Origin of the sequence: Paraburkholderia bryophila (assembly GCF_003269035.1) — a bacterium.
Classification (GTDB): domain Bacteria; phylum Pseudomonadota; class Gammaproteobacteria; order Burkholderiales; family Burkholderiaceae; genus Paraburkholderia; species Paraburkholderia bryophila.
The window spans coordinates 205209-217334 of the sequence record NZ_QLTK01000004.1; the positions used below are offsets into that span (position 1 = coordinate 205209).

Sequence of the window (12126 nt, forward strand, 5' to 3'; positions counted from 1 at the left end):
CCAACCGCACGCAGAGAGCCTTATGAGTTCGAGCCGCGCTCGCACACCAACTCCTTTTTCCGATTTGATCTCCGCGGGAAGCGCTGCGGGCAAATCGGAAACATCCCCTCGCGCATCTGATAAGCGTCATCAAGTTGATTGGACGCTGTCCGACGGTAAAAAGATCCGCGTCAGCGCGCCGATCGCGGAAACGCCACGTACGACCACTGTCATGCGCACCATGCCTGATGGGACCACCTTTCCGATTACGGTCCCCATATCCGAGCAATCCGCCGCAATGTCACCCGCCCAACACGTTCGCGCACTCGGCCAGCAAATCGACCTGAAGCGTAACGAGCTGGCGTCGCTCGAGAGCGAGCGTGGCAAGTGGCTCTCGGTAATCGAAAAAAGCGCATAACCATCAACCCAGAAGGTGCAGACATGCCAAGAAATCTTCCGCAAGCGAACGATGTGAATCCCGCAGAAAAGCTCACCGCGATCGTTGCGCGCGGACGTACCGTATTTGTTGGAACATCGATCACTAAGGCTTGGGACCATGCCCTCAATAAGGAGGTCGACGTGGTTAAACCCGCAGATCCGCGGGGCCCTGGCGAAACGGTCGAACTACCGGCAACCGAGGTTGAACGATTGATTCGGCTGGGCTTTCTTGTCAGCCCCGATGATGCCGCGGTCCCAGTTCAAGAGGGCGCCCCCAGCACGGTGAAGCTCCTGGATCGCTCCGAAGTCGGCTTCGCACAGAAGGCAATTTGAGGGGCGAGCCGCAGCACCAGGTCGGCTAAACAACAGGTGCAACTGCCGACGTAATGGAAACGCCGAAGCTGTTCAAGTCCTTCGGCTTCGGCGCGGCGGGCGGCAGTGTACAACGATAGGAAAAGCAGCAATGGGAGCAATCCTGAATCGGCGCTTTCGCGCGCAACGGAGAACTCAACGCATGGAATTGGAAACTGAGCAACACGCACTCCCGCAGGGCGACATGTCGGCCAGTGGCGATCAGAGCAGCCTCCAAACGCGGCTGGCAGCCGGAACCCAACTGAACATGTGCGCGGTCGATTCAGCCAATGGTGGCGCGCTATGAGTTTCTGGGACAGTTTGCAGCAGGCATCATGGCGGGGCATTCCATTCGGTGTGAATGCCGCTGATGCCCGCTTCGGTCGAAGGCAGGCGATTCACGAATACCCGAATCGGGATGAAGTCTGGGTAGAGGATCTCGGCCGCGCGGCGGGGCGCATCAACATTCGCGGGTTCCTGCTCGAGAATGACCTCGTCTACAACGGCGGGGATGTAATCGATCAGCGCGAGGACATGATCGGGGCATGCGAGACGGAAGGCCCGGGTGAATTGGTGCATCCGACGTTGGGTCGCCTCGATGTCAGTCTTCTTTCGTTCGAGGTATCGGAGCGAAAGGAAGATGGTCTCATGTTCGAGATTCACCTCTCGTTCATCGAAAGTGGGCTGCAGATATTCCCGAGTGCGGCCACCTCAACAGGCGACGCGGTCAACCAGGCGGCTGACGACGCCAACGCTGCGATGAACGCCGATTTCGCAAAGCGCGCGAAGCCTGATTTGCAGCAAGGCGCGGCCGTGGTACAGCAAGCGGTTTCAACTGCGACGCTGTGGGCAGGCAAGGCGATCGGGCTGGTGAACGGCGCAACGAGCATATTTCACATGGTCACCGGGCTGACTGGTTCATATGGGCGATTCGCCGGCGGCCGCACTGTTGGCTTCTCCGGCTATTCCGCTCTTTCAAGTTTGCAAAGGACGCTAGGCACTGCCCAGCAAGCTAATGCGACGGTGCAAACGCTGACCGCCTATGGGACTCAGGCGAGAAAGACGGTCCTTGACGCAGCGGACGCTCTTAAGAAATCCGCAGAATCTCTAGGCCTATGAAACTCGTGAACCTGATTCGTTCGTTTTTAAATTGGTAGTACTTATTTGGAGATTTCATGGAAACGAAAGTCGATACGAATGCAACGCAAGAGGCTGATGCGCCGCAGTCCGTCGCTGGCGGCTTTAACCGACGCGTCGGCGAGCGACTTCACTGCGAGCACCCGGTAGCCACGCAGGATGCGCCGCAGCCGACTCATCCGACGGAGGAAGATAACGATGTATCGAATTGATGACCCAACCGCGTCGACGACTCTGCCGACTCCGGAAGCAGCATTAGCCGAAGGTTACTTCACGGAAGGCAACCCAGGAACCGGCACCCCCGCGACTCTTGAGCGCGCGTCCTGGTTCAACATGATCCAGGAAGAGTTGCGCGCGATTGTTGTGGCAGCCGGCCTGACGCCGAGCAAGACAACGTACAACCAGGTCTTTCTCGCCATTCAGGCTCTGATCAAAGCAGCCGGTCAGGGCATCAGTTCGACCGGCAATATCAGCACCACCGGCAAGATCAACGGTTCCAACAATCCGAACCTGCTATTCAATGGCTCCGGCGAGTTCGGGAGCGTCGGCTGGACCTTGGGTTCTTTTTCGCAGTTCGTTGATACCAGCGGCGAGATCGGCAGTTTCTTTTCGAATTCTGGTGCGCTGACTTCGTACACGTTTGCAGTAGCTGGCCAGCAAGTCCCGATTGGTCCTAGCCAGAACGTGTGTTTGTCGATGGACGTTTCGAACGGCGCGGCTGGCACCGTCCAGATCTCCCTCGCGGCTTATACGTCGGCTGGCGGCTATATCTCCAACATCGGCACGTCGGCGGTTCCCAATGCATCGCTCACGCGCTATTCGACGACCGCTGTGACGCCCGCAAATACTGCGTATGTGGTCCCGCAGTTGGTTCTGAATGGAGTTACTTCGAGCGCATTCGGCATCGTTTTCCGACGTGTCAAAGTCGAGCAAGGCACCACCCCATCCCTTTATTCTCAAGAGGCGAGTATTGCGGGGATCAACAGCGGTCGCCTTCTTCGCACGTCGATCTACACAAACGTCGGCGGCACGCAGTATGTGTCTGTCAACGGAGGTGCAGCGACGACCACCGGTGCGACGACGTTCGTCCCGCTGTCGACCACCAACACGGTGATCGGCGAGTGTCAGGGTGCCGGCGGTGCCGGATCTGGAGCGACCGGTGCCACTTCGACGACAGTATCTCTCGGTGCTCCGGGTGCAAGTGGTTCGTATGGGAAATCTTTGTGGTCTGTGACAGCCGTCGGTGCTTCGCAAACCATTACGGTCGGATTAGGTGGGGCGGCAGTGAGCGGCGGTTCGGGTAACTCAGGCGGAAGCAGTTCTATTGGGTCGCTTATGACAGCTCCGGGCGGCCCGGGCGGAACATTAGCCGGCACGGTAACACCTCCCTACTACCAAGGTAACGGAACAGCCGCGACAGCCACGACCGGGGCGAACATGATTGCTATCCAGGGTCTGGCGGGCTCGCCAAGTTGCGGCATTGGCACAGGGGCGTCCGCTCTGATCGGCGGTAGTGGGGGCGCCACTCCGTATGGTCAGGGAGCGCAAGGGGCTGCCGGAAATTCAAACGGCCAAAACGCCGCCAATTTTGGCGGCGGAGGCGGCGGCATCGCGCTCAATCAGGCGGGTGGCACCGGGACTGGTGGCGCCGGCAAGAACGGCATTGTGACAATTCAGGAGTTCGCATAAATGCGCACCTATGCACGTATAGACTCGGGTTTCGTAGTCGAAATAATCCAGCCGATGACGGATGCAGACGGTAACGAAATCCCGATTGTTGATCGTTTCACGCCAGAGTTCGTGGCAACCCTTGTAGATGTGACTGACTCGTCCCCGATGCCGGGGTCACATTGGACGGCCATCGAAACGAAAGGAGTTTGGGCATTTGCCCAGCCCTAACTGCTAGGGGATTGAACGCGGGGAAAGCGAGATTCTGGATTTTTGTTGAAGGATCCGCTTTCGGCAGGGCACCTCGATCAATGCGTGACTTGCTGCAGCCAAGAAAATTAACGCGCAAAAGTACATCACTGGAGTGGCGATTTCAGGTAAAACGTCCCACGAGAAGAACTTCATCAAAATTTGATGGAGCATGTAAATGGAGAAGCTGATCTCCCCTAGGTACACAAATGGGCGCCAGGACAGTGCTTTCCCAATCGCACCTCGCCCGGCCGCTAAAACTGCTATCAAGGGGGCAATCAGCCACGCAGACCCTGATTGACCAAATAGCGTATACAAGGTCGCCAACCGGATATGATCAGCAACGACGTAAAATTCGTTTCCGAACCATCGAGCGATGATCGTTAGCATGGCCAGTTCAAGAACGGTCCAAGCCAAAGCAGACATTCGGAGGTGTCTGATGTACCGATCCCAGAGCACCCACGTTGACATGCCTAGGCAAAATTCAAAGGCCCGGACCAACGGGAACGCGTAAAGGCCCGACCTTAGTGAGACTTGGAATCGGCCCCCATCTGGAGGCACGCCAAACATTTTCATAACAGCTACAACACCGAGCGCGATCAATGCCGACCCGAGTAGTTTACAAAGCCAGGTGTGCCGAATATTAATAAGTAGCATCGGAAATGCAAGGTAGAAAAAAGCTTCAGTCGAGATGCTCCAAGAAACGCTGTTCCACGAAAAAACATACGCATCGAAAGGCATAGCCGCATGCGTTAAGGAAAGATTCGAAGCTAGCTCTAACCATTTGTTGAATATGCCGGGCCCATCCAGTACCAGTCTGTCTGCGCGTATAAAGATGACTGTCGCAAGCAATGTGAAGACATGCACAGGCCAAAGTCGAGCGATACGCGCTCGAATAAATGCAATATAGCCGGGAAAAGACTTCGATGCATAAACGTGAGTCAAGATGAAGCCTGATAGCACAAAGAAAAAACTAACACCGTGATCAAGTGGCCATACGGCATCCTTTAGCCATGGCCATGTGAAGTATGCTTTAGCATGCAAGATCACAATCATCATTGCAGCCACGAAACGAAGACTTGTAAGCGGCTTTAGATCTTCTACTACCTGGTGCTTAGCGTCTCCGGCATTGATGGTCGACATAATCGCGTCCTTTTTGAATGTCGCGATTTTACAGCAGGAGAGATTTTGTAAGACGCGGCCCGCTGGCCGCGGCCTATCCTCAAAACCGATACCCGACCAGCAGCGTGTCGACGGAATGTCAGATAGAAGGAGCGCCGTATGGCTACGCAGCAAGCAATAACCCAGTCGACACCTTGGTTCAGGTTCTCGACGACCTCAACCTGTTGACCGGTGCGATGCGGTATCAGAGCGGCGCGTGGGTTCCCTATGCAACTCCACTCACATGGTCGGCGTATCCGGCGCAAGTGCTCGCAGCGCTTGTCGATTCAGATACAACCATCCTGCGTTGCTACGAAAATGCGGTGGCCGTGCCTACAATATGCACAACGTATCGGAAAGCGCTACGCACGATGGTCGGAGGCTCCTCGGGGGATCCGACAAAACGACTGCTAACGAAGCCTACTTATCCTACCGGCACGTACTTGGGAGGCTAGGAATCAGCTGCGATTCCCGGCCGTCCGCCCGTTGAGATGGATTGAGATAGACGCTTCCCAATCTCATGCGACGGCTTCTCGACCATCTTATGCAGTGTCCACGCCACTATGATCGATAAAGCGAAGGCGCAAGCAATGGCAATCGATGGGGCAACGTTCCTCTCGACCATGTGCGCCATCACGGCGTATCCCATGACGCCATGCACTACGTAAAGCGGATAGCTGACGTCAGCGAAAAACGACAGCGTGTGCGAGCTTGGCCACCGACTGGAAAGCGACGCACAAACCGCAAAGGTTGCAAATGCAGCGATATAGCCTAGGATGCCGCGCACGGGAAGATCGCCGCTGATATACATGCTGACGCAAAACATGGCCAAGCAGGACGGGCCAATGATGCTCAACATCACGTTTGTAATGTGGGGCCTGAAATAGAAATTGAATGCGACGCCGCAAAACATCATCAACATGTATTCGCTATCAAAGGCGAACGTCTTTTCGAGGGTTCCCCATGGCTGACGATGCGCTGCGATTGCGATACAGAAAAGAAGCACGGGAGCGAGGAAAACCTTCAGGCTGCCGGTCCTCAGTAGCGGCGCGAGTAGCGCGCACAGCAGGTAAAACTTCAACTCAATTTCAAGTGTCCAGACGATTCCGTCGATAGATGGCAGCCAAAGCAGATCCCGCACGCCCGGAACGTAATGCGCGAGCACATGGAAAAGCGCGTAAGGAAACGACCTACCGGACGCGAGGCCGGATAGGTAGACGGCGACCAGCGTTACTGTAAATCCTGCGAAGTACAGAGGGTAGATTCGGAAAAAGCGGCCAATCAAGAAGCCGGCGACACTTGAGCGCTCAAACGAAAACGGGATAACGAAACCGCTGATCATGAAGAACAGGGCGACCCCGAAAGGGCCACTTGCGATCGGTAGTGATTCAAGCCACGCCGCGATCGCGGGCGTGGGAAGCGCGGCTGCATCCGCGATAGGGGCGTTGATCAACGCTTCGGTAATAGGTCTCGCGAACCAGAATATTCCAAGGTAGTGCGAGATCAGGACTGAAAGCGCTGCCACACCACGCAGCGCGTTCGCAAACTCAAGTCTTTGATTTTTCACTGGATTTAGCCGTTCATTGAACGGGTTCGATTGTATCAAATGCACAACGAACGCCTGTTCAACGAAAGATCACGTCACGCAAGAGATACTTCGTAAGGCGGCCAGCGACTGAGCGTCGGACGCCGCATGTCATCTGCTCCGCCCGCGTAGCTATGTCAACCGCTAACCGATAGGAACGCTCACCATGTTAGCGAATGAAGGCCTGCGAAATCCTTTCGGGTCCCTCTTCCCAAAAGGAAGGGCCACGGGCATTGCGCGCCGCGATATTTGTCTAGGTGTGGACTTTTAAAATTTGGGTAACAGGGTAACAGCTCGCACATGAACCAAAGTGCATTCGCGGAACTTCACGGCGTCAGTCGGAAGACTGTCACGAAGTGGAAAGAGCGCGGCTGGCTTGTGTTTGCGGGCGACGACATCGATGTCGATGCGTCGAATGCGAATCTGAAAAAGTATCGCCGCGACGGTACTCCGACTGTTACCCAACCTGTTACCCAACCTGTTACCCAAGGCACCAAGGGTAACAAACTCAAAACTGTTACTCTGGTGGCGAGTGATGTAACGCCTGGCGCCGGCGCCGAGGCTACTGCAAATTCTTGCTGAGCTGCTGGCGCAATGTCTTGGCCATCCGCTCCAGAATGTCCGGCAATAGAATCTGAGCATCGAGCGGCCCCATCACCGAATAGCCCGAACCAAACTCTCCGTCAATGACGACGACGACAGCGCAGCGCGCTTGGGTCCAATTCCTTACGTGAGTGCAGGCCGCATCGAATGCACCCGCGGATTCTCCGCCGGCGGTAACCGCCAGCCGAACGTCTACCGGTTTATCGCTCATAGGGCCGCCGTCTCGAATGGGGATGGTGAATTTTATCCCGGTGGCGCGCGACCAACGCTATGCTGAATTGCTACACCGCGCGCCACCACTCAGCCTATACGCCAATGCCAGATCGCCAAGTAAGGCTCGACGACGAAGGCCGCGCCGAACTGCTCTGCTATTTGGTGGTGGCGCAGCTCATCGCTCGAGCGCGCACCGGTGTATGGCTGCGCACTGATCACCTCGTCGAGTCGACGCGGATCTGGCTCGCAGGCAACGGCGCTGATGCTAGCTGGGAGGATCGTGTGCGGCTCGGCGCGCTGTCCGAGAAAGTAGCTTGGAGCTTTGTGGACATCCCTCAATTCGCCGACCCCGATTGGCTCGCCAAACTCTTCACTCACGGCTGGCGACTCGACTATCGGTCGCCGATCGCGCGCGGAATCTATACGGCCTGCAGAACGCAGTTGCATGGCGCCCCCTGAAGGAATCTCGGAGCTACCACCTAGCCGCCCGACTATCGTCTTACGGCTCGGGATCAGATATTGCGCCATTCCCAATGTGCATAACCACAGGGGAATATGATGATCAGAATAGCCAGCGCACTTGCATTGGTCGCCGCTCTCGCCGGCTGTGTAGTCGCCCCGGCAGGGCCTGGCTACGGATATGAACCGGCCCCGGCGTATGGCTACGGTCCCGGCTACTACGCCGCACCCTCGATCGACCTGGGTATTGGGATCGGAGGTGGTTGGGGAGAACACGGCGGCCATGGCGACCACGGCGGTGGGCGCGGGCGTTAGCCATGCTCCCCCCGTCGCTACACGACCATAAGCGCACCCAGGCAGCCAAGCGCGAGAATAAGGAAAATGCCGCCTGCGAAGAGGTGATGTGATGGTTTCATGCGATCCCCGATTCGTTATCCGTGAAGCATACGGCGCTTGGGGAGCGCAAACTGTCAAGGATGGTCAGAACGAATTGGCATTCGATGAGGCACTCCAAATGTTGCGAAGACGCTCAGAACCGTCGGCGTCGTGTGCGCTCCCGGTCCAGACGGATGACTGAGGCGCTGGCCTCAATGTGTGGCCTGCGTGCCATCCGTAATTCTATTGCGGAGCGCGTGCTTGAGCCGGTCCCCGCGGACAAAATACCAGCCGCCTAGCGCGAGCAGGATTGGAAACATGCCGAAGAGTCGGGCCTGAGACTGGAAGTCGGTGATGGTGAGCATGATCGTGTGTACCTCTGCAACGATCATATCCCCCTCACCGCCCGGGTACTGTGGTTTTTTGTAGCGCGCGGCCGGCGAGGCGGAGATACCCGGAAGCGGTCGGAGTGCGACAGATATGAAAAAGCCCAGCGCGGGCTGGGCTAGTCGTCGGATGCGGCAATTCAGATGTGAGCCACTCTAATTCGACTTGGATTCAGAATCCGCAGCATCTTCCTCTTGTTGCTTATCGCCTGACTTCTCTCGGTCCGGGGAATCCTTGTCGCCTGGTTTTTCCTTGTCGCTCGATCCAGCCCCTCCCTCCGCGTCTTTCTCAGCATGGTGTTTACCGAGTAGGAAGGACCGCAAAACCGTTACGAGCAAGGTACCAGCGACCACACATCCAATCGTGGTGGCCTTGAGGTACGCGCAAGCGAGCACGACGAGTAAGCCGCCACCAACAAGCCAGAACGCACTTCGCTGGCTACGGTGGTCGCGCTTCACTTCCGCATCGAGCTTTTTGTTTTGCAGATCAACGAACGACCGGTCCATGGACCTGCTGTGCTCCAAATTCGCTACATACTGCTCGAAGATCAACTTCGAGGCGCCTGGATACGTTTTTTCGTATCGCTCCAAGTGCTCCGGATGGGGCGTCGGCCCTGAGAAGGCCTCCGTCCGCATTACGATACGCTCGACGACTGCCTCAATTTGCTGTTCATCGACAACGTGGAATTTGCCGTCCAGCTTGCTCGGATCCGCAGCGTAGCTAACCGCTGACCCCTTGGCGTCAGCGGTTTCGTGCGACGATTGCTTTTCGATGGGTGGATCCGAACTCATTTATGGTTTTTTTCAGTTGTTCGTTGCTGCGCGTCCATGCTTCGTCAGACCTGACCTTCGGCGATTTTGCCGCAGGGCGTAGAATTCTGTAGCTACTTGAAGGCGCCAGATCCAAGACGTCGGGCAATGCATCGAGCGTCAACCAGAGTCCACGCTCTATGTTGATTTTCATCATGCTCTCCGTGCCGCGCCTTACGGTAGCGGCTTGTGTAGGTGGCGGTTACGTCATGTGTTTGACGGCAAAACCTCAGAAAAGTTGAGGCTTAACTTAGTCACACATGTAAGTATTCTACCGTTTTAGTTGACGTTTTGTGCATCCGCCAAATCTTTCGTCAAAAATTGCGACGCCCGTTTTTGTTTCTGAAAACGGATCGCAAGCTTCGATGCTAAGACACTAAGTGGTAGTTTCGCTGTGAAATTCAAGACGAACAGTGCTCCGCCGCGCGCAACTTAGAAGTAGCTGCCAAGTGCAATCAATTGCAGTGTGCCCCCGGGTGATGGAGCACTAATTTCTGTGAGAACGACAAAAAGTGCCCGGCGACAACAGCATCCGGCCCGCATCATGGGTTGCTCCTCCGACCAGTCGCATCGGCGCCAGCGAAACTATGCGGCAGTGTTTCGGTGTCGCCTCGCGCGCAATGCAGGAATCGCACCCGCATTTCCTCTGGGGACGGATTTTAGGGGCATTGGTGGGGGCATAAAAATAGCAAAAATTGCCGCAATCCGCTGTCAGCCTTGACGTATGAATTCTGTCAGGGGACCACCCAGCGTCCCAGTCTCTCCCGGATTTGCCACAAAAGCCCCGTAAGCCTTGCGCTGCGGGGTTTTTTTGTTGCCACTATTGCCCAAAGTTGCCCAACCCAGGCAAGACGCTCCGAGGGTACCGCCGAAGACCTCGCCGAACACGCCAACAAAACACCGCCGCCTCAAACCCGTCGTCAGAAAAACAGCAATTGTCCAAATCGCGGCGGTTCGAGCGTCATTGGTCAGGTGGAGCAATGTGCCCGCCGACAACCCAACCCATGACGGAGAATTCCAGATGCAATACATGCTGATGCTCTATGCGAATGAAGGCGGCTGGACCAGCCTGACGAAGACCGAGCAGGAACAGGGCGTGGCGGCTTATGCCGCGTACACGGAGGCGTTGAAGAAAGCGGGTGCGCTCGTGGCCGGCGGGCGTCTGCAGCCGACCGCGACGGCGACGACCGTCCGTATCGCGGACGGCAAGTCGCAGGTGCTCGACGGCCCCTACGTAGAGTCGAAAGAGCAGTTGGGCGGCTACTACCTGATCGACGTGCCTAATCTCGACGCCGCCCTCTCGTGGGCGTCCCGCTGCCCGACCGCGAGTCACGGCGTGGTCGAGGTGCGGCCGCTCTGGCACGCCGCGGGCTAAGCCGTGTCATGAACCGCGTCGCAGGCGAGGTGTGAACGCATGAATTTGCCCGACGACGCCATGAACGCGCGCGACACCGCGGACGCTGTCGCGCGCCGCAGCTTCGGCAAGCTCGTCGCCTTTCTCGCGGCACGTACGCGGGATGTGGCGGCGGCCGAAGATGCGCTATCCGAGGCGTTTGCCTCGGCGCTGGCCACCTGGCCGCACAACGGTTGTCCGTCGAACCCGGAAGCGTGGCTTCTTACCGTCGCGCGCCGCAAGATGATCGACCTCACCAGGCGCCGCCGCACCGGCAAGGCGGCCGCCGTGCAATGGCTGCTACTCGGGCCGGCGTTCGACGAAAGCGTGGCGGACGCCGGCATCCCCGACGATCGTCTGCCACTGATGTTCGCCTGCACGCATCCGGCGATCGAGGCGGCCATCCGCGCGCCACTGATGCTGCAAGTGGTCCTCGGGCTCGACGCGAAGATGATCGCATCGGCGTTTCTCATGTCGCCGGCCGCCATGGGCAAGCGTCTCGTGCGAGCCAAAAACAAAATCCGCGAAGCTGGCATTGCGTTCAACGTCCCCGAGCGCGAAGAACTTGCCGGCCGGCTCGGCGCCGTGCTGGACGCCATCTATGCCGCCTTCACGGAGGGCTGGACGGATCCCGGCGGCACCGACGTCGCACGCCGCGATCTCACGGAAGAAGCGTTGTTTCTGGCGCGGCTCGTGGCCGGACTGCTGCCGCGGGAACCGGAAGCGCTGGGCCTGCTCGCCTTCATGCTGCATGCACAGGCAAGGCGTCGCGCGCGACGCAGCGCGGACAGCGAATACGTGCCGCTTGCCGAGCAGAACCCGGCACGGTGGGACTGGCCGATGATCGACGAGGCCGAAGCGCTGCTGCGGCACGCGAGCGCGCTCGGTTCGATCGGGCGGTATCAGCTCGAAGGGGCGCTGCAGTCGGCGCATGTTCATCGGCGCCGTACCGGACACGCCGACTGGGCCGCGGTGGTGCAGCTTTACGAGGCACTCGCGCGGCTCACCGGATCCCCGGTGGTCGCGATCAACCGGGCACTCGCCGTCGCGGAGTTGCAGGACGCGAACGCCGGCCTGAGCGCCCTGCCCCAGGTGGCCACCGACGCCCGGCTCGCGCAATATCAGCCGTACTGGGCGGCACGTGCGGAGTTGCTCGCGCGGACCGGCGCGCATCGCGAAGCGCGCGAGGCCTACGACATGGCGATCGGCCTCGAGCGCGACCCCGCGGTCCGGCGCTTCCTGCAGCGGCGCCAGGCCGGCTTGGCAAACTGATCGTCTATCGGCGCGATGCGCCGCACGTCCCCCGGCCCAAAGAAAAA

16 protein-coding genes are annotated in these 12126 nt (G+C 58.1%); 10 read left to right on the forward strand and 6 right to left on the reverse strand.

Annotated features, from left to right (window positions below):
* The first annotated feature begins 22 nt into the window (after positions 1-22).
* The 5 genes from BX591_RS36065 (at position 23) to BX591_RS09650 (ending at position 3594) form a co-directional block, all read left to right on the forward strand.
* Entirely contained in the window at positions 23-397 is a 375-nt protein-coding gene (locus BX591_RS36065) for a hypothetical protein (protein WP_146749749.1), read from the forward strand.
* Positions 367-750: a hypothetical protein gene (locus BX591_RS09640; RefSeq protein ID WP_146749750.1), complete on the forward strand. Its 384-nt coding sequence runs from the start codon at positions 367-369 to the stop codon at positions 748-750. Before BX591_RS36065 ends, BX591_RS09640 begins: the two co-directional genes overlap by 31 nt.
* Before the next feature lie 321 nt (positions 751-1071).
* Positions 1072-1887: a DNA circularization N-terminal domain-containing protein gene (locus tag BX591_RS09645; protein ID WP_111930612.1), complete on the forward strand. Its 816-nt coding sequence runs from the start codon at positions 1072-1074 to the stop codon at positions 1885-1887.
* A 56-nt stretch (positions 1888-1943) separates the two neighbouring features.
* On the forward strand, positions 1944-2117 hold the full coding sequence (locus BX591_RS36415; protein WP_167444518.1) for a hypothetical protein: 174 nt from the start codon (positions 1944-1946) through the stop codon (positions 2115-2117).
* The gene (locus tag BX591_RS09650) at positions 2104-3594 is read left to right on the forward strand and encodes a hypothetical protein (protein ID WP_111930614.1); all 1491 of its coding nucleotides are present in this window, start codon (positions 2104-2106) and stop codon (positions 3592-3594) included. The genes BX591_RS36415 and BX591_RS09650 overlap by 14 nt, the downstream gene beginning before the upstream one ends.
* 213 nt (positions 3595-3807) lie before the next feature.
* Here the strand turns inward: BX591_RS09650 and BX591_RS09660 are convergent, their stop codons facing one another.
* Positions 3808-4965: an acyltransferase family protein gene (locus tag BX591_RS09660; protein WP_111930618.1), complete on the reverse strand. Its 1158-nt coding sequence runs from the start codon at positions 4963-4965 to the stop codon at positions 3808-3810.
* Positions 4966-5434: 469 nt separating this feature from the next.
* Positions 5435-6550: an acyltransferase family protein gene (locus BX591_RS09665; RefSeq protein WP_167444519.1), complete on the reverse strand. Its 1116-nt coding sequence runs from the start codon at positions 6548-6550 to the stop codon at positions 5435-5437.
* Positions 6551-6868: 318 nt separating this feature from the next.
* Between BX591_RS09665 and BX591_RS09670 the strand changes: the two genes are divergently transcribed.
* Positions 6869-7150, forward strand: coding sequence for a helix-turn-helix domain-containing protein (locus tag BX591_RS09670; protein WP_111930622.1), 282 nt, complete (start codon positions 6869-6871; stop codon positions 7148-7150).
* Here the strand turns inward: BX591_RS09670 and BX591_RS09675 are convergent.
* A complete protein-coding gene (locus BX591_RS09675; protein ID WP_111930624.1) occupies positions 7131-7382 on the reverse strand; it encodes a hypothetical protein in 252 nt (83 codons plus the stop codon). The two genes, BX591_RS09670 and BX591_RS09675, sit on opposite strands and share 20 nt — an antisense overlap.
* 59 nt (positions 7383-7441) lie before the next feature.
* Here BX591_RS09675 and BX591_RS09680 point away from each other — a divergent pair, with 59 nt between their 5' ends.
* Together BX591_RS09680 and BX591_RS36890 are read left to right on the forward strand one after the other, a co-directional pair.
* Positions 7442-7843: a hypothetical protein gene (locus BX591_RS09680; RefSeq protein ID WP_146749751.1), complete on the forward strand. Its 402-nt coding sequence runs from the start codon at positions 7442-7444 to the stop codon at positions 7841-7843.
* Positions 7844-7942: 99 nt separating this feature from the next.
* Positions 7943-8158 carry a hypothetical protein gene (locus BX591_RS36890; RefSeq protein WP_111929927.1) on the forward strand — a complete coding sequence of 72 codons (216 nt, stop codon included), beginning with the start codon at positions 7943-7945 and terminating at the stop codon, positions 8156-8158.
* A gap of 272 nt (positions 8159-8430) precedes the next feature.
* On the opposite strand, the gene BX591_RS36420 is transcribed toward BX591_RS36890, so the two are convergent.
* From BX591_RS36420 to BX591_RS36425, 3 genes are all read right to left on the reverse strand, one after another.
* Positions 8431-8583: a hypothetical protein gene (locus BX591_RS36420; protein WP_167444520.1), complete on the reverse strand. Its 153-nt coding sequence runs from the start codon at positions 8581-8583 to the stop codon at positions 8431-8433.
* A 177-nt stretch (positions 8584-8760) separates the two neighbouring features.
* Complete coding sequence (locus tag BX591_RS09695) at positions 8761-9396, reverse strand: DUF2335 domain-containing protein (protein ID WP_111930630.1); 636 nt, start codon at positions 9394-9396, stop codon at positions 8761-8763.
* Positions 9347-9571 (reverse strand): hypothetical protein, encoded by a 225-nt coding sequence (locus tag BX591_RS36425; RefSeq protein ID WP_167444521.1) that lies wholly within the window; start codon positions 9569-9571, stop codon positions 9347-9349. The genes BX591_RS09695 and BX591_RS36425 overlap by 50 nt, the downstream gene beginning before the upstream one ends.
* Positions 9572-10435: 864 nt before the next feature.
* On the opposite strand from BX591_RS36425, the gene BX591_RS09700 reads away from it, so the two are divergent.
* Both BX591_RS09700 and BX591_RS09705 read left to right on the forward strand, forming a co-directional pair.
* Positions 10436-10789, forward strand: a complete 354-nt coding sequence (locus tag BX591_RS09700) for a YciI family protein (protein ID WP_111930632.1) — start codon at positions 10436-10438, stop codon at positions 10787-10789.
* Between the two features lie 39 nt (positions 10790-10828).
* Positions 10829-12079: an RNA polymerase sigma factor gene (locus tag BX591_RS09705; protein WP_111930634.1), complete on the forward strand. Its 1251-nt coding sequence runs from the start codon at positions 10829-10831 to the stop codon at positions 12077-12079.
* The last annotated feature ends 47 nt before the right edge of the window (positions 12080-12126 follow it).